General features: G+C 63.3%; 12 protein-coding genes. 11 read left to right on the forward strand and 1 reads right to left on the reverse strand.

All coding sequences use genetic code 11. The features are described from left to right. Positions 1–39: 39 nt before the first annotated feature. From KNJ79_RS00675 to KNJ79_RS00700, 6 genes are all read left to right on the forward strand, one after another. Positions 40–1,875, forward strand: a complete 1,836-nt coding sequence (locus tag KNJ79_RS00675; RefSeq protein ID WP_394357140.1) for a copper resistance system multicopper oxidase — start codon at positions 40–42, stop codon at positions 1,873–1,875. Further along, complete coding sequence (locus KNJ79_RS00680) at positions 1,872–3,083, forward strand: copper resistance protein B (protein WP_317152394.1); 1,212 nt, start codon at positions 1,872–1,874, stop codon at positions 3,081–3,083. Before KNJ79_RS00675 ends, KNJ79_RS00680 begins: the two co-directional genes overlap by 4 nt. 92 nt (positions 3,084–3,175) lie before the next feature. Further along, a complete protein-coding gene (locus KNJ79_RS00685) occupies positions 3,176–3,565 on the forward strand; it encodes a DUF305 domain-containing protein (RefSeq protein ID WP_223181178.1) in 390 nt (129 codons plus the stop codon). Between the two features lie 58 nt (positions 3,566–3,623). Then, the gene (locus KNJ79_RS00690; RefSeq protein WP_223181175.1) at positions 3,624–4,091 is read left to right on the forward strand and encodes a DUF411 domain-containing protein; all 468 of its coding nucleotides are present in this window, start codon (positions 3,624–3,626) and stop codon (positions 4,089–4,091) included. A 26-nt stretch (positions 4,092–4,117) separates the two neighbouring features. Next, positions 4,118–4,465, forward strand: coding sequence for a hypothetical protein (locus tag KNJ79_RS00695; protein WP_003046382.1), 348 nt, complete (start codon positions 4,118–4,120; stop codon positions 4,463–4,465). A 243-nt stretch (positions 4,466–4,708) separates the two neighbouring features. Then, positions 4,709–7,180: a TonB-dependent receptor plug domain-containing protein gene (locus KNJ79_RS00700; protein WP_317152395.1), complete on the forward strand. Its 2,472-nt coding sequence runs from the start codon at positions 4,709–4,711 to the stop codon at positions 7,178–7,180. Between the two features lie 37 nt (positions 7,181–7,217). Here KNJ79_RS00700 and KNJ79_RS00705 read toward each other — a convergent pair whose 3' ends face one another. Next, on the reverse strand, positions 7,218–8,123 hold the full coding sequence (locus KNJ79_RS00705) for a LysR substrate-binding domain-containing protein (RefSeq protein ID WP_186401284.1): 906 nt from the start codon (positions 8,121–8,123) through the stop codon (positions 7,218–7,220). Positions 8,124–8,178: 55 nt separating this feature from the next. On the opposite strand from KNJ79_RS00705, the gene KNJ79_RS00710 reads away from it, so the two are divergent. From KNJ79_RS00710 to KNJ79_RS00730, 5 genes are all read left to right on the forward strand, one after another. Beyond that, entirely contained in the window at positions 8,179–9,252 is a 1,074-nt protein-coding gene (locus KNJ79_RS00710; protein WP_260833893.1) for an amino acid ABC transporter substrate-binding protein, read from the forward strand. Then, positions 9,249–11,438: an ABC transporter permease subunit gene (locus KNJ79_RS00715; protein ID WP_186401282.1), complete on the forward strand. Its 2,190-nt coding sequence runs from the start codon at positions 9,249–9,251 to the stop codon at positions 11,436–11,438. Before KNJ79_RS00710 ends, KNJ79_RS00715 begins: the two co-directional genes overlap by 4 nt. Then, entirely contained in the window at positions 11,431–12,675 is a 1,245-nt protein-coding gene (metC, locus tag KNJ79_RS00720) for a cystathionine beta-lyase (RefSeq protein WP_003046361.1), read from the forward strand. Before KNJ79_RS00715 ends, metC begins: the two co-directional genes overlap by 8 nt. Then, complete coding sequence (locus KNJ79_RS00725) at positions 12,672–13,424, forward strand: amino acid ABC transporter ATP-binding protein (RefSeq protein ID WP_003046358.1); 753 nt, start codon at positions 12,672–12,674, stop codon at positions 13,422–13,424. The genes metC and KNJ79_RS00725 overlap by 4 nt, the downstream gene beginning before the upstream one ends. A 283-nt stretch (positions 13,425–13,707) precedes the next feature. Then, complete coding sequence (locus KNJ79_RS00730) at positions 13,708–16,413, forward strand: TonB-dependent receptor domain-containing protein (RefSeq protein ID WP_317152396.1); 2,706 nt, start codon at positions 13,708–13,710, stop codon at positions 16,411–16,413. The last annotated feature ends 2 nt before the right edge of the window (positions 16,414–16,415 follow it).

The raw sequence follows: 16,415 nt of genomic DNA on the forward strand, positions 1-16,415 counted from the left end.
CTTTAGGAACAGTCAGTAACGGTCGGAAAGAATATGCAGATGGAAAGGCGTCGGTTCGTCAGTGGAGCTTTGGGTGGAGGGGCTGCTGCGGCGATGGCCGCATGGTTCCCGGCCTGGGCCCAGCCGGTGTCGTCCGGCATCACCGCGCCGCTTCCGACCGTATCCGGCAATGACATAACGCTGCGCATCGCGCGCCAGACGATGCGCATCGACGGCAAGGTCAGTCGCGCGATCGGGATCAACGGCACCGTGCCCGCGCCGCTCGTCCGGCTGAAGGAGGGACAAAACGCGCGCCTCACCGTCGTCAACGATCTCGACGAGGACAGCTCGATTCACTGGCACGGCCTGATCCTGCCGTTCCAGATGGACGGCGTGCCCGGCGTCAGCTTCCCCGGGATCAAGCCGCGCTCGAAGTTTGTCTATGAATTCCCGGTCGTTCAATCGGGGACCTATTGGTATCACAGCCATTCGGGGCTTCAGGAACAGCTCGGCCATTATGGCCCGATCGTCATCGATCCCGCGGGCGCCGACCCGATCGGCTACGACCGCGAGCATGTCGTCGTCCTGTCCGACCACAGTCAATTGTCGCCCGAGGCGATCTTCCGCAAGCTCAAGGTCAATCCCGGCCATTTCAACATGCAGCGCCAGACGCTGGCGGGCCTGCTTGCCGGCAAGGATCAACCGCTCAAGGAGCGGATCGATTGGGGCAAGATGCGGATGGACCCGACCGACGTCGCCGACGTCAATGGTTCGACCTACACCTTCCTCGTCAACGGCCATGGTCCGCGCGACAACTGGACCGCGCTCTTCAGCCCCGGCGAGCGGGTACGCCTGCGCATCGTCAATGCGTCGGCGATGACGATCTTCAACGTCCGTATCCCGGGCCTCAGGATGACCGTCGTCCAGGCTGATGGGCTCAATGTCGTGCCGACCGAAATCGACGAGTTCCAGATCGCGGTCGCCGAAACCTATGACGTCATCGTGACCCCGGTCGAGGACCGTGCTTATACGCTCGTTGCCGAGGCCAATGACCGCTCGGGCATGGGACGCGCGACGCTCGCACCGCGCGCTGGCATGGTCGCCGAGGTGCCGCCGCTCCGCGAACGGCCGCTCGCGACCATGAAGGACATGGGCATGGGCGACATGTCGGGCGGCGCGATGGCGCGTATGGACCATTCGGGCGGCGATATGGGCGCCATGCCCATGCCGGCGAGCGACCCTTCTTGTCCTCCCGAACATGCCAAGATGGGCCATTGTACGCCAGCGGGGGAAAGCGGCGCGATGGCGGGCATGGATCATGGATCGGGCGGAGGCATGCAGCACAGCATGCGCGACTTCAGTGTCGCGCCGCAGGTCAAGCGCGATCCCAGCGTTCAGACGATCTCGCCGATGCCGATGGATCGCATGGGCGAGCCGGGGCAGGGACTGGAGAATGTCGGGCACAAGGTGCTGACCTACCATGACCTTGTCGCGCTCGAGCGCAACCCCGATACCCGCGCCGCCTCGCGCTCGCTCGACATCCATCTGACCGGCAATATGGAACGCTTCATGTGGTCGTTCGACGGCATCAAGATGTCCGACTATCACGAGCCCATCCCCTTCATCGAGGGAGAGCGCGTGCGGATCAACCTCATCAACGATTCGATGATGAGCCACCCCATCCACCTCCACGGCCATTTTTTCGAACTGGTGACGGGCAAGGGCGACCGGTCGCCGCGCAAGCATACGGTGCTTGTCCAGCCGGGCGGCATCGCGAGCTTCGATTTCACCGCCGACGCGCTCGGCGACTGGGCGTTCCATTGCCACCTTCTCTATCACATGCACGCGGGGATGATGCGCGTCGTCAGCGTCCGTCCGAAGGGAGACGGCGAATGACCCGGGTCGCGCTTCTCCTCGCGGGTATCGCCCCGCTGGCCTTTGCTGTGCCCGCCGCGGCGCAGTCGATGGATCATTCGATGCATGGTGCGGCGCCCGCGCCGACACCCGCTCCCTCGCCAACGCCAGCACCCGTAGCGCAGTCCGCGCCCGAAGCGCCCGCCGAAGGGTCGATGGAGCAGATGGACCATGGGAACATGCAGGGCATGGACATGGAACCCGAGGCTTCAAGCTGCCCGCCCGAACATGCGGCGATGGGTCATTGTACGCCTGAGGCGGAAGCTCCAGGCAAGGGCGCTTCGGACATGGGTGCGATGGATCATGGCGCACCGCAGCCGTCCGATCCCGATTGCCCGCCCGAACATGCCAAAATGGGCCATTGCACCCCGAAGGGCGGATCTGCGGACGCGATGGCGGGAATGGAAGGCATGGCGACCACGAGCAGCGCTAGCGGCACCGATTTGCCGCCGGGCGATGCTACCGCGCCTGCGCCTCCCGGCGACTGGTATGCCGATCGCATTTATCCCCAAGCCGAAATGGAGCATTCGCGCCACGACATGATGAAAGAGAATGGTGCGCAGACCATCGCTTTCATCAGCTTCAACCTTGCCGAATATCAGGCGCGCAAGGGCCGCGACGGGTTCCGCTGGGACGGTGAGGCTTGGTACGGCGGCGACATTAACCGGCTGACGATCAAGAGCGAAGGCGAGGGCGTGTTCGGCGAAGGCATCGAGAGCGCCGAGGTACAGGCGCTCTACAGCCGGGCGATCGGACCCTATTTCAACGCGCAGGCGGGTATCAGGCAGGATCTTGGGCCCGGCCCCGACCGCACCTATGCGACGATCGGCTTCGAGGGGCTCGCCCCCTATTGGTTCGAAGTCGAGGGCGCGCTGTTTCTTTCGAACAAGGGTGATCTGCTCGCCCGGCTCGAAGGCTATTACGACCAGCGCATCACCCAGAAACTGATCCTCCAGCCGATGGCGGAGGTCAATTTTGCGCTCCAGGATGTCCCCGAGACCGGCGTTGGTTCGGGGCTTTCGGATTTCGAGCTCGGGCTTCGCCTGCGTTACGAGGTCGTGAAGGAATACGCGCCTTATGTCGGCGTCGAATGGGCGCGCAAGGTCGGCGATACCGCGCGTTTTGCCCGCGCCGCGGGCGAGGATGCGAGCGGCGTCAGCTTCGTGATGGGGGTGCGGGCCTGGTTCTAGAAGTTTCGCGGGGTGGCGACACGTCGAGGAGAAATGCCGTGAAACCAGCCTATCGCAGCCTCGCGCTGCAGACGATCGTCAGCGGCGTCATCATGTATCTGGTGATGTTCGTCATGATCGACCGCCTCTCGAGCTTCTACAATAATCTCAACATGCTCTACATGACGCTGATGATGGTCTCGCCGATGGTCGTGCTGATGATCGTCGCAATGCCGGGCATGTTCCCGTCGAAACGTCTCAATACGTTCCTGCTGCTGGGATCGGCAGTTGCCTTCTTCGGGAGCTTCGGGCTCATCCGGACACAGACGACGATCGGCGACACGGCCTTCTTGCGTTCGATGATCCCGCATCACTCGGGCGCGATCCTCATGTGTGAACAGGCTTCTCTCAAAGATGCCGAGATACGCGAACTCTGCCGCGGCATCATCGCGGGGCAGGCGGCCGAAATCGAACAGATGAAATCCATTCTCGCGAGGAAATGACATGAAAAATCTGATGACGCGCCGTCATCTTTTCGGCCTGATTGCGGTCGGATCGGGGATGGCGCTTGCGGCATGCAATTCTGCCTCGGGCCCGGCGGCGACCAGCGATAAGAATGGCGCGGCGCCCGCGCCGGGCGCCGAGACGTCCAGCCCCAAGCGAATGCTCGTTTATCGCGATCCCGAATGCGGCTGCTGCGAAGCTTGGGCGGATATCGCACGCAAGGCCGGTTATGATGTGACTGTCGAGAACCGCGCTGACATGGCCGCCGTAAAGACGCGATATGGTGTGCCTGGCCAGCTGGCGTCGTGCCACACGGCCGTGATCGGCGGCTATGCGATCGAGGGTCATGTGCCGATGCGGCATGTTGCGAGACTCCTCCACGACAAGCCACGCGACATTCGCGGAATCGCCGTGCCCGGCATGCCGCGCGGTTCTCCGGGAATGGAAATGCCGGACGGAAGCGCGGACGCATTCGAAGTGATGGCATTCGGCAGCGACGGCAAGGTTTCTGAATTCCGCGCATGACCTGCCGACACGAAGAGGAGACAGATATGACGAGATTCATTCCCCTAGCGAGCGCCGCCGCGCTGATATTTGCTCTGGCAGGATGCGGCACTGAGCCCGCGCAGCAGAGCGACGTCACACCGGAACAGAGTGAGGTCACTGCCGGTGAGCCGCCCGCAATGGTCGAGACCATGCCCGTAGCGGACGAGCCGCCCGCCGCGTCTGCCCCGGCGGCGCCGACCGAAGAAGCGATGCCTCCGGAGAAATCCCGCCCCAAGCAAGAACCCGCCGCGAAGGCCGCTGTGCCGCCGCGGGCAAAGGCCGCGCCGGAAGCGCCGAAACCTGTCGAACCCGAACCCGATCCTCATGCCGGGCACGATATGGACAAAAAATAAGGAGCATGTGCCGACGCGGCATGTCGCCCGGGCGGTCGAGGACAAGCTGCGCGAAGTGTCCGGCATCGCCGCGCCCGGCATGCCGCGCGGTCGGGTGCTGTTCGATGCCGTGCAGCGAGAGATATAACCATATGGAATAACCATCTCGTTTATAGCGATGAGTGGTGATTATTTCTGGTCATGCCAAGGCCGCGAAGATAGCTCGGTGGCGAAGCCGAGAGCTTTCGCAAATGGGAGGGGACCATGAGAAAATTGCTTCGCACGAGTGGCTCGATTATCGCCGTCCTGGCAGGCATGTCGGCCGCCGCCGCCTTCGCGCAGGATAAGGCCAAAGAGGCGCCGCAGCCGGGCGCGTCGCAGGGCGAAATCGTTGTGACGGGCACGCGGCGGAACGATCTCAAGGCGGCCGATTCCGCTCAGCCGATCGACATCATCACCGGCGCCGAACTGCTCGAAAAGGGCACGGCCGACATGAACGATCTTCTCCGCACCGAGGTCCCGTCGCTCAACGTCCAGCGCCTCGTCAGCAACGACGGCGCCGTTTTCACCCGGCCTTTCTCGCTCCGCGGCCTGCCGCCGGACCAGACGCTGGTGCTCGTGAACGGCAAACGGCGCCATCGCGGCGCGACGGTCCAGTTCACCAATGTTCCCTATATCCGGGGATCGCAGGGACCCGATCTTTCGGCGATTCCGTCGATCGCGATCGGCCAGCTCGAGGTTCTGCGTGACGGCGCGTCGGCGCTCTATGGATCGGATGCGATCGCCGGCGTTCTCAATTTCGGTCTGCGCCGCGACCGCGAAGGCGGATTGCTGATCGCCCGCTATGGCCAATTCTACAAGGGCGACGGCGAGGATGTCCTCATCCAGGGCAATGTCGGGCTTCCCTTCACCGATGCCGGTTTCGTCAACATCAGCGGCGAATATGTAAACGCGAATACGACGTCGCGCGGCGTTCAGCGCCCCGACGCGCAGGCGCTCATCGATGCGGGCGTCGAGGGCGTCCCGGTCCCGGCGCAGCGCTGGGGTAATCCCGAGTCCGAAGCGGCCCGCATCTTCGTCAATGCCGGTATCGACCTGTCGGACGAGATGGAATTCTATACCTTCGGCAATTACAGCTGGAGCCGTGGGACGACGGCCTTCTTCTACCGCAACCCCAATGCCAGCTTCATTTCTACCTCGATTCCGCTCACCAATACGCCCGGAGGACAGCGGTTCAGCTTCCGCCAGCTCTTTCCCGGCGGCTTTACCCCGGATTTCGGCGCGACAGTGACCGACGCCGCGCTTGCGGCCGGCCTCAAGGGCGAATTCTCCTCGGGTCTGACCTATGACCTCAGCGCTTCCTATGGCCAGAACCATGCTTCCTACCGGATCGACAATACGGTCAATCCGTCGCTTGGCCTCGCGTCGCCGACATCCTTCAAGCCGGGGCAGCTCGAGCAGCGCGAACTCGCTTTCAATCTCGATCTCACTTACCCCATCGCGATCGGCACCTCCGATCCGCTGACGCTTGCAGGCGGTCTCGAGTATCGGCGCGAGACATATGAGATCACGGCCGGCGACATCGCATCATGGCAGGTTGGTCCTTTCGCGTCGGTCATCGATCCCGATACAGGAAACCGCGTCGGACTGCCGGTCGGCTCGAACGGCTTCCCGGGCTTCAGTCCCATCCAGGCGGGCGAGTTCGCGCGCAGCAACTGGGCCGCCTATACGTCGCTCGAAGGTAATCTCACCGACGCTCTCCAGTTCGGCCTTGCCGGCCGTTACGAGAATTATTCGGACTTCGGCTCGAAATTCACCTGGAAGGTCAACGGGCGATATGATTTCTCGGACGTCTTCGCGGTGCGCGGATCGGTCAACACCGGCTTTCGGGCGCCGACGCCGGGCCAGTCGAACGCCTCGCAGGTCCAGACCAACATCGACTCGATAACCGGGGCGCCGCTGACCGCGGGCATTATCGCGCCCAACAATCCGGTCGCGCAATTCTTCGGGGCGACGCCGCTCCGGCCGGAAAAATCCTTCAACCTGGCGGGCGGCATCGTCGTGAAGCCGTCCAATCGCGTCACCTTCACGCTCGATTATTTCAACATCAAGGTCGAAGACCGGATCGCGGTATCGGGCAATTTCAACCTCACGCCGGCGCAGCGGGCGCAGCTTGCGGCGCTCGGCATTCCGGGCGGGGATTCCTTCCAGCAGGTGAGCTTCTTTACCAACTCCTTCGACAGCCGCACCCAGGGGGTCGACGCCGTACTGACCGTCGGCTTCGACCTCGGCGCAGGCAAGGCAACACTGGGCCTCAACGGCAATTATACGAAGACAGACGTCATCAAGGCTTCGCCGGTGATCACCGCCGACCGCGAGCGACTGCTCGAACTCGAAGGCTTCGTCCCCAAGTGGAAAGGCAACGCCTCCTTCAGCTATGAAGGCGAGCGCTTCGGCTTCCTCACGCGCGCGAACTATTATGGCAAATGGACCGACTATGGCGCGACCCCGGCGGCCGACCAGACCGGCGGCGCCGAACTGCTGGTCGATCTCGAGCTTTCCTACCGGGTCAACGACATGCTCAAACTCGCGGTCGGCGGCGAGAATATCTTCGACAACTACCCCGACCGCGAGGCGCGCCAATCGCAGATCAACAACGGGATCCAGTATCTCCGCTTTGCGCCGACGGGGTTCAACGGCGGCTTCTGGTACGTCCGCGCGACCGCTTCCTTCTGATCGGTGGCGCTGGGCGGGCGTGCGACGACTTTCGTCTTCAGCCGGCTTCGGCGCCGAACATCGCGTCGCGGTGGGCTTCGAGCATCGCGATGAAGGCGGCCGCAACTTGCGACATCGGCCGCAGCATCGGCGTGAAGAGCATATATTCGAAATGAACCTCCGGCGCGAAATCACGGACCGTAAGCCCCCGCTCAGCATAATCCGCGGCGGTTACGGGGTTGAGGATCGAACATCCGACGCCCTGCATGACCAGCGCGCAGATCGTCATCGCATATTGGGTTTCGATGACCATTTCGCGGTGGACGCCCGCGTCCTCGAAAATGCGGTCGATGCGGTGGCGCACGCCGTCTTCGAGCGCGAGCGAGATGAAGGGCTCGCCCTCGAGGTCCGCCGGCCGGATGACGTCCTTTGCGGCGAGGCGGTGCCCGGCGGGAAGGACGCAGGCACCGGGGCAGCGCAGAAAGCGCTCCATCCGGATGCCAGGCAACTCGCGCGCCGGCGTCGCCAGCCCGATGTCGAACTGCTGGTTCGCCATCCATTGCCGCACCGTGGACGAACTGCGTGTCTGCAGCTGAATGGTGACGCCGGGATGCGTCTCGCGAAACGCCGCGATCACGCGTGGCAGGAAGCTGACGGCAAGGGCGGGGAGCGCTGCGATCCGCAAGGTTCCGGTCGCCATGTTGCGGATGTCCTCGGCCACCCGCTTCAGCGCGGCGATGCCGGAAAAGCTACGCTCGACCTCGTAAAAAAAGGCATCGGCCTCGGGGGTCACGGTGAGCGCGCTGCCGCGCGAGCGCAGGAAGAGCTGAAAGCCGAGTTGATGCTCGAGATCGGCGAGCATCTTGCTCACCGCGGGCTGCGACAGGTTGAGCGACTGCGCGGCCTGGGTAACCGATCCCGAGACCATCACCGCCCGGAATGCTTCGAGGTGACGCAGGTTCATCGCACATCGCTCCTTATAGCTATTCTTTATGGCATTAGCATTGAAAGCTTCCATTATGAATAGGTCGCGCGCGCCGCGCTCTCTGCTTTCTGCCCTACTCGCCGCGGGCGCCCTGCTACTGGGCGGCTGCGGCGGCAAGCCTGCGGGCTCTGGCGAACATGAGGTCGCCGCTGCGGCGAAAGGTTCGACCCTCGCGCGAATCCGGGCGCGGGGAACGCTCAATTGTGCCGTCCACACGGGACAGCTCGGCATGTCCTATCTCGACCAGCGCGGACGCTGGCAGGGGTTCTTCGTCGATTACTGCCGGGCGCTCGCCGCCGCCGTTCTGGGCGATGCGCGCAAGGTCCGCTTCATGCCGGTTGCCTCGAACAAGCGCTTCACGATCGTGCAGACGGGCGAAGCCGACGTCCTGTCGCGGACGACCACATGGACGCTGACGCGCGACACCGATCTCGGGGTGAATTTCGTCGGCATCATGTATTATGACGGGCAGAGCTTCCTTGTGCCGAAACGCTCGGGCGTGCGGCTTCCGGCGGATCTCGACGGCGCGTCGATCTGTATCACCAAGGGGACGACATCCGAACTCAACACCGCCGAATATTTCGAGCGCAAGGGGCTCCGCTTCCAATCGGTCGTCTTCGAGAATCCCGAGGAAGCGAAACTCGCCTTCTTCGCGGGGCGATGCGACGCGATGACCACCGATGCCTTCACGCTGACGGTGATCCGCCTCGCCGATACGGCAACGCCGGGCGATTATGTCGTGCTGCCCGAACGGCTCACCAAGGAACCGGTCGGGCCTGTCGTGCGCAGCGACGACGAGCAATGGTTCGAGATCAACAAATGGGTCCTGAACGCGCTGTTCGCCGCCGAGGAAATGGGAGTCACCCGGGAGAATGCGGCGCGGATGCGTTCAACCTCCCCCGATCCCGAGGTCCGCAAGATGCTGGGCGGCCTGCCGGGATTCGGCAAGTCGCTCGGCCTCGACGATGACTGGGCGTATCGGGCGATCCGGGAGACGGGCAATTATGGCGAAATCTTCGACCGCCACATCACCCCGCTCGGTGTCGAACGCGGGCAGAACAGGCTATACCGGGACGGCGGGCTGATCTTCCCGTTGCCGATGCGATGACCCCCGTTCGGCGACGATCTGCCATCGCCGCGCTGCCCTGGCTGCTTTTGGCGGGAGGGCTGGCGGCAAGCTACGCCTTGTTCATGACACTCACCGACAATCTCGCCGACCGGAATATCCGGACGGGGTTCGGTTTCCTGTTCGACCGGGCGGGCTTTGCGATCGGCGAAACGCTGATCGCATACGCGCCGGGCGACTCCTATGCCGCTGCGTTGTCGGTGGGGCTGCTCAACACGCTCCTGATCTCGGCGCTCGGCATCATTTTCTCGACCCTGTTCGGCCTCGCAATCTGTATGGCGCGCCTGTCGTCCAACTGGCCGTTTGCGAAGCTTTCCGGCCTCTATATCGAGCTGGTTCGCAACATTCCGCTGCTGCTCCAGATGTTCGTCTGGTACGCCATATTGCTGTTCGGGTTGCCGGGTCCCGCCGCAGGATCCGTCGGTGCGTTCGATCTCGACAATCGGGGGTTGCATCTCCCCGCACTTGTGCTCTCCGATCCCGGCAGGCTCGCCTTGCTGACCGCGATCATCGCGGTGGCGATCCTCTTCGGCGCCGTCGGGCGCCAGCGCGTTCGGGTGCGCACCGCGCTGGCGCTGGCTGGCATCGCCTCGCTTTCGTTCATCCTGTGGGGCGGGGTCGATCTGCCGCGGGCGGGGCGTTTCGGAACGGTCGGCGGCCTCTCGCTCTCGACCGAATTTCTGACGCTGGTTGCCGGGCTTTCGGTCTACGCTTCGGCCTATCTGGCCGAGATATTCCGCGGCGCCATTCTCGCGGTGCCCGCCGGGCAGCGCGAGGCGGCGAGGGCGCTCGGCCTGTCGCCCGCGCAGACGATGGGACGGATCGTCCTTCCGCAAGCCTTGCGCGTCGCGATACCGCCGATGACGAGCTGGCATCTCAATACGATCAAGAACAGCTCGCTGGGGGTGGCGATCGGATATCCCGAATTTGTTTCGGTCGTCGATACCGTCATCAGCCAGACGGGGCAGGCCATCGAGGGCGTCGGTCTGATTGTGGCGACCTTCCTCCTACTTTCGCTTTCCTTGTCCTTCGTCACCGGCCGCTATGCCCGCCGTCTGGGCTGGAGTGTCGCCGGACAGCCGGGCCGGAGTGCCGAGGCACCCCGTCTTGAACCCTTCCCCTTGCGCCGGATGGCCGACTGGCCCGCATGGATGCGGCGCAATCTGTTCGGGGGCGGAGGGCAGTCTGTCCTGACGCTCGCCATTTTTGTTCTGGCGGCTCTGGCCATCGGCAAGGGGCTGTCGTGGCTGTTGCTCGATGCGACCTTCGCCGGCGGGGCGATCGAATGCCGGTTGGCCAGCGGCGCGTGCTGGCCCTTCCTGCGGGAAAATGCGCGGCTCATCCTGTTCGGCACCTATCCCGAAGCCGAGCAGTGGCGCGCCGCCGCAGCAGCGGCGGTACTGCTGCTGTCCCTCGCGCTGTCCTTCGTCCCGCGCTTTTGGGGCCGTCGCCTCGGGCTGGTCTGGGTCGGCGCTATTCTGGTCGCTGTGCTCTTGTTGCGAGGCGGGTTCGCGGGGCTCGTGCATGTGCCCATGGAAAAATGGAGCGGCCTTCCGGTCACGCTTCTGCTCGCCAGCATCGCGGTGGTCGGCGCATTTCCGCTGGCGATTGTCCTCGCATTCGGTCGCAGGTCGTCGCGGCGCACGCTTCGCTGGGCGAGCACCGCCTTCATCGAGCTCGTTCGCGGAACCCCGCTGATCGGCGTGCTGTTTCTCGCCGCGGTGATGTTCCCGCTGTTCGTTCCCGCCTATCTTTCGATCGACAGCCTGCCGCGTGTCCAGATCGCGCTCCTCTTCTTCACCGCCGCCTATATGGCCGAGGTCATCCGGGGCGGCCTGCTCGCGGTATCGGCCGGGCAGGGCGAGGCCGCGCAGGCGCTCGGCCTGAGCAAATGGCAGGCGCGGCGGCACGTCCTGTTGCCGCAGGCGCTCAAGGTCAGCGTGCCGGGTCTGGTCAACACCTCGATCAGCGAGGTGAAGAATACCACCCTCGTCCTGATCGTCGGCGTCTTCGATGTGTTGCAGACGACGCGCCTTTCCTACGTCGAGGCGCAATGGCGACCCTATTTCGCCGAAGCCTATCTTTTCACCGGGACCATCTTCTTCCTCCTCTGCTTCTCCCTGTCCCGGCTCAGCATGAAGATCGAACGGAAATTATCCTATGCATGAACAAGACCCAGCATCGCCCCGCGAGCGGGCTGAACCCGCCGGGGGCGCCTGGCAGGATCCAACCCGCGCCGTTCACGCCGGCCCGCGCGCGAGCGATCAGCGGGGTCTCATCAATCCTCCCGTCGATCGCGCCTCGACGATCATCTACGACAGCGTCGAAGCCTATATGGATCGCCACCGGGGGCTTTATGACGAGGTCATCTACGGCCTGTATGGCACGCGCACGACCTTTGCGCTCGCTGAGGCCGTCGCCGAGCTCGAGGCCGGCTATGCGACGGTCATCACCTCCTCGGGAACAAGCGCGATCGCGCTCACCCTCACGGCGTTTGCGGGCGCGGGCGATCATCTGCTCGTCGCCGACTGCGTCTATGGGCCGACCCGAAAATTCCTGACCGATGTGCTCGCGCGTTTCGGGGTCGAGGTCGAATATTTCCGGCCCGATATCGGCGCGGAGATAGCTGACCTGTGCCGCAGCAACACCCGCCTCATCTATATGGAGACCCCGGGCTCGCAGACATTCGACATGATCGACGTGCCGGCGATCGCGGCGGTCGCGCGCGGCCGTGGCATTTTGACGGCGGTCGACAACACCTGGGCGACGCCGCTCTTCTTCAAGCCGCTGGCTCATGGCGTCGATGTCTCGCTCGCGTCGGCGACCAAATATCTCTCGGGGCACTCCGATTGCCTGCTCGGCACGATGACCGCGGGCAGCGAGGCCATCTATCGCCACCTCAAGGATGCGGCGGCGCGCTGGGGCAATTGCGCGAGCCCCGACAATTGCTATCTGGTCCACCGGGGCATCCGGACGCTCGACGCGCGTCTCGAGCGCCACCAGCGCACCGCGTCGACCCTGATCGACTGGTTTCTGTGTCAGCCCGAGGTGGTCGCGGTTCGCTATCCGGCTCACCCCGCCGATCCGGGCCACGCGATCTGGAAGCGGGACTTTGCGGGGGCGTCGGGATTGTTCGGCGTCCAGCTCGATCGTCTCTCCCCGCCGGAGACCAGCGCATTCTTCAACAAGTTCTCGCTATTCCAGCTTGGGTCGAGCTGGGGCGGTTTCGAAAGCCTTGCGGTCCCCGCGTGGCCGGCGCCGATCCGCGACTTTCCGAATGGCGAGGCCGAAGGTGCGCTGATTCGTATTCATGCAGGGCTGGAGGCGCCCGACGATCTAATCGCCGATCTCGATGCGGCCTTCGGGCGGGTGCGGATGATGCGGAGCGGAAAGCGGGCGTCATGACGGACGCTTCGATTCCGGCGGCTGTCAGTCTGCGGCAGCTCGAAAAATATTACGGCGGCTATCACGCGCTTCGTTCGATCGACCTCGATATCGCGCCGCGCCAACGCGTTGTGATTTGCGGTCCCTCGGGCTCCGGTAAGTCGACCCTGATCCGCTGCATGAACATGCTCGAAGCGCCGGACGCCGGAGAGGTGCTGATAGAGGGCGTCAGGATAAACCGGGTGTCCCGCGATGCTGCCGCGGCGCTCCGTGCGGTCGGCATGGTTTTTCAGCAGTTTAATCTGTTTCCGCACAAGACGGTGCTCGAAAATTGCACCCTCGCGCCCGTCCTCGTCGGCGGCGTCGCGGTCGAGGATGCCGAGGCGCGGGCCATGTCCTATCTGGACAAGGTCCGGATCGCAGATCAGGCGAGCAAATATCCCGGGCAGCTTTCGGGCGGGCAGCAGCAGCGAGTAGCCATCGCGCGTGCGCTGGCGATGGAACCCCGGATTCTCCTCTTCGACGAACCGACATCGGCGCTCGATCCCGAGATGATCAAGGAGGTGCTCGATGTGATGACAGCGCTGGCCGGCGAGGGGCGGACGATGGTGTGCGTGACGCACGAGATGGGATTCGCGCGCGAGGCAGCCGATCGCATTCTTTTCATGGACCAGGGGCAAATTGTCGAGGACGCGAGGCCGTCCGACTTTTTTGCGGCTCCCAAAAGCGAACGCGCACAGACATTCCTTGAACAGATACTTTCGCACTGAGCAGTCGCTTGTGAGCGGCCCCGAATGGCTTCGATCTGCGTCCCCTGTCATTTCATGAGCAAGTCGAAGGGGAAGGCGGTCGGCTCCTTGCGCGAATGGGCCGGACCCTGCAAAAAATTTCAAAATCGATGAGGGGTGAGGCGTCGGCATGCGTATTAGACAAGTATGATGCGCGCCGAATTTGGCATTTAACTAATTGATATATTTCGATAAATTCCTGTTGACCTGTATATACATTTAATGCTCTCTGAGGGAAATCGGCCAACCAACAGGGGGTTTCGCTATGATGATCAGAACATTTTTGCTCGCCAGCGTCGCGGCAGTCGCGGTCTTGGCAACGCCGGCACTTGCGCAGGACGAATCGTCAGGGCAGCCGCCCCTGGCCACCGACGCGCCGAATGGTTCGGACATCGTCGTGACGGGTTCACGCATCCGCCGCCAGGACCTCGCGGGCGTCGGACCCGCCACGGTCGTCTCGGCTGAGCAGATCGAGAATACCGGGATCGTCAACATTGAAACGGTATTGCAGCGCCTTCCCGCCAATGCAGGCTTTGCGGGCAACCAGACCTCGGCCTATTGGACAAGCAACGGCTATGGCACGGCGCAGGTGAACTTGCGCGGGCTTGGCATCAAGCGCACGCTCGTGCTGCTTAATGGTCGCCGTCTCGTGGCAGGCGGCACCGGCGCGAACTCGTCGCCGGACCTGAACATGATCCCGGTCGTAGCGCTGGCACGTACCGACGTGCTGAAGGACGGCGCGTCGGCAATTTATGGCGCGGACGCGATGGCGGGTGTTGTCAACCTGGTCACCCGGACCGATTATGAAGGTCTTGGCCTGAGCGCGCGCTATGGCATCACGGGCGAGGGCGACGGTTCCGATTTTTCCGCCGACCTGATCTGGGGCATCCGCAATGATCGTGGTGGTGTCATGATCGCCGCGACGTATCAGAAGACCAGCGCGGTCAATATGGCGACGCGCGCGCCCTGTTCGCTCGCTGAGGTCACGCCAGGTTCGCTATCGTGCGTCAACAGTGCCTCGACGATCGGCGGCCGCGCCGTGTTGCCCAACGGGCAACAAATCAACTTCAATCAAACTCCCGGCGGCGATGGCGACTTCTTCGAGCCGTACAGCGCGGCGAAGCATAATTTCAATTCGGCGCCCTTCCTCAACGCGGTCAGCCCCGTCGAACGCATCAGCACGGCCTTCTTCGTCGACTATGACCTCAGCGACAGCATCGAGGCTTTCGGCGAGTTTCTCTATACATTCCGCAAATCCAATCAGATTGCGACGCCGGGCACGCTCCGCAACCTGTCCATTTCGGCGAGTAATCCGACCAACCCAACCGGGCAGGACATCGTGCTCATCCAGCGCCGGCTTGCCGAACCAGGGCCGCGTCAATTCTTCCAGGAAACTGATACCTGGCAGGGTACGTTCGGCCTGCGCGGAAAATTGTCCAACGATTGGGCGTGGGAAGTCGCGGGGGCATTCGGACGCAACACGGCGATCGACGGATCGACCAACATCGCCAACCTCGAACGCATTCGCAACTCGATCGACCCGAGCAAGTGCAGCGTGACGGTTGGAGCTGCGATCCCCTGCGCTGACTATCTGGGCGCCGGCGACCTGACCCCCGAGGTTCTCGACTATATCCTTTTCACCTCGCGCGATCGCGGCGGCAACGAACTGGCGACGGTCACCGCCGATCTCAACGGCAGCCTGTTCAACCTTCCAGCTGGCCCCGTCTCCTTTGCGACAGGGGTCGTCTATCGCAAGGAAAAGGGCTGGCGCGATCCCGATCCGCTGACCGTGCTCGGTATTGCCAACACGAACCAGCAGGATCCGATTTCGGGTTCGACCACGGCGAAGGAAGCCTATCTCGAGCTGTCCGTGCCGATTCTCGCGGGCAAGCCTTTCTTCGAGGCGCTGACGCTGGACGGCGCGGTGCGCTATTCGGACTATAATCTGTTCGGCAGCGACTGGAATTACAAGGCCAGCCTCGACTGGATGATCAGCGACAGCTTCCGCCTGCGCGGGACCTATGGCACCGGCTTCCGCATTCCCAACGTGCCCGAACTTTACGGCGGCGTATCGGAAGGCAATCTGACAACGACCGATCCCTGCTCGCGCTATTCGACGAGCGGTAATGCGACGCTGATCGCCAATTGCCAGGCATCGGGGGTACCGGCAAACTATGTCCAGCTCGGTACGACGATCCTGACCACGGTCGGTGGCAACGAGAATCTGAAGCCCGAAAGCTCCACGACCTGGACGGTCGGGACGGTGATTTCGCCAAAGGGGCTGATTCCCGGCCTGTCGCTCACCGCGGACTGGTTCGACATAAGGATCAAGGATGCGATCCGTGCGATCCCTGGTTCGACCAAGCTGTCGATCTGCTACGCGAGCCAGAATCTGTCGCATCCCTTCTGCGACGATTTCACGCGCAGCCCGCTGACCGGCGAGGTTACCTTCCTGTCGGCGCAGCCGATCAATACGGGCCGCGAGGAAATGAACGGGCTCGACCTCGGGCTCGTCTACAATAATGATATCGGCAGCGTGAACGTCTCGCTCGACGTCAACCTGACCTATCTCAACAAATATGTGGTCCTGCCCTTCCCGGGCGGCGCACCGATCGATTTCGACGGTTTCATCGGCGGCGGTAACGGCGGCTATCCGAAGTGGCGCGGCTATGGCGTGCTGACCGCCGAGAAGGATGGGATCAGCGCCACCTGGTCGACCCAATGGATCGGCAAGGCGACCGACTTCAATGCGTCGCCGGGCGAAATCGGCTATCGCACCCCGAATGTCTTCTATCATAATCTCCAGCTTGCCTATGAGGTCGACGAGAAGACGCGCTTCCAGCTGGGGGTCGACAATCTCTTCGATCGCAAGGCCCCCTATATCCAGAGCTTTACCGATGCGAACACCGATACGATGACCTATGACCTGCTCGGCCGGCGCTTCTATGTCGGTTTCCGCACCGCCTTCTGAGG

It is taken from the genome of Sphingopyxis indica, assembly GCF_032879645.1.
Lineage (GTDB): Bacteria > Pseudomonadota > Alphaproteobacteria > Sphingomonadales > Sphingomonadaceae > Sphingopyxis > Sphingopyxis indica.

Coding starts and splice junctions, on each gene's coding strand:
- KNJ79_RS00695 (WP_003046382.1), top strand. CDS start 4,118: ATGACGAGATTCATTCCCCTAGCGAGCGCCGCCGCGCTGATATTTGCT.
- KNJ79_RS00685 (WP_223181178.1), top strand. CDS start 3,176: ATGTATCTGGTGATGTTCGTCATGATCGACCGCCTCTCGAGCTTCTAC.
- KNJ79_RS00705 (WP_186401284.1), bottom strand. CDS start 8,123: ATGAACCTGCGTCACCTCGAAGCATTCCGGGCGGTGATGGTCTCGGGA.
- KNJ79_RS00680 (WP_317152394.1), top strand. CDS start 1,872: ATGACCCGGGTCGCGCTTCTCCTCGCGGGTATCGCCCCGCTGGCCTTT.
- KNJ79_RS00725 (WP_003046358.1), top strand. CDS start 12,672: ATGACGGACGCTTCGATTCCGGCGGCTGTCAGTCTGCGGCAGCTCGAA.
- KNJ79_RS00715 (WP_186401282.1), top strand. CDS start 9,249: ATGACCCCCGTTCGGCGACGATCTGCCATCGCCGCGCTGCCCTGGCTG.
- KNJ79_RS00675 (WP_394357140.1), top strand. CDS start 40: ATGGAAAGGCGTCGGTTCGTCAGTGGAGCTTTGGGTGGAGGGGCTGCT.
- KNJ79_RS00710 (WP_260833893.1), top strand. CDS start 8,179: ATGAATAGGTCGCGCGCGCCGCGCTCTCTGCTTTCTGCCCTACTCGCC.
- KNJ79_RS00700 (WP_317152395.1), top strand. CDS start 4,709: ATGAGAAAATTGCTTCGCACGAGTGGCTCGATTATCGCCGTCCTGGCA.
- KNJ79_RS00730 (WP_317152396.1), top strand. CDS start 13,708: ATGATGATCAGAACATTTTTGCTCGCCAGCGTCGCGGCAGTCGCGGTC.
- metC (WP_003046361.1), top strand. CDS start 11,431: ATGCATGAACAAGACCCAGCATCGCCCCGCGAGCGGGCTGAACCCGCC.
- KNJ79_RS00690 (WP_223181175.1), top strand. CDS start 3,624: ATGGCGCTTGCGGCATGCAATTCTGCCTCGGGCCCGGCGGCGACCAGC.